Source organism: Streptococcus sp. ELY_125 (assembly GCF_058314535.1).
Genome location: NZ_JBZFUM010000049.1, coordinates 1 through 561, shown reverse-complemented (window position 1 = coordinate 561; position 561 = coordinate 1). Strand labels below are relative to the sequence as shown.

Annotated in this window: 1 protein-coding gene; it reads left to right on the top strand. The window is 49.7% G+C overall.

Going from position 1 to position 561, the window contains the following annotated elements:
• On the top strand, positions 1-561 hold a 561-nt coding region (locus AC4HAL_RS11000; protein WP_491094189.1), incomplete at both ends, for an LPXTG cell wall anchor domain-containing protein.

Genomic DNA, 561 nt, shown 5'->3' with positions numbered 1-561 from the left:
CTAAGGTGGATCCTAAGAAGGATGTGACCCTGACTTTAGATCCAGCCGATACCAATAACCTTGACGGTCAGAGCGTAGCGCTCAACCAAGTCTTCAACTACCGTCTGATCGGTGGGATCATTCCGAGCAACCGCTCGGATGAGCTGTTTGAGTATAACTTCTATGATGACTATGACCAGACAGGAGATCAGTATACCGGACAGTATAAGGTTTACGCCAAGTCTGACATCACCCTCAAGGATGGGACTGTGATCGCAGCGGGAACGGATGTGACCGGTTATACGACGGCAGACGTCAATGAAGCTGAGGGGCTCATTGTCATCAGATTCCAGGAAAGCTTCTTGCGTTCGGTTTCGCTGGATTCTAGTTTCCAAGCGGAAAGCTACATTCAGATGAAACGGATAGCTGTCGGCACCTTTGCGAACACCTATATCAATACGATTAACGGTGTAACTTACAGTTCGAATACGGTTAAGACGACGACACCGGAGGATCCGGCTGATCCTACGCCGCCGGCACCAAATCGTAACCGTCTGCCGCTAACTGTGAGCTATTACCTTG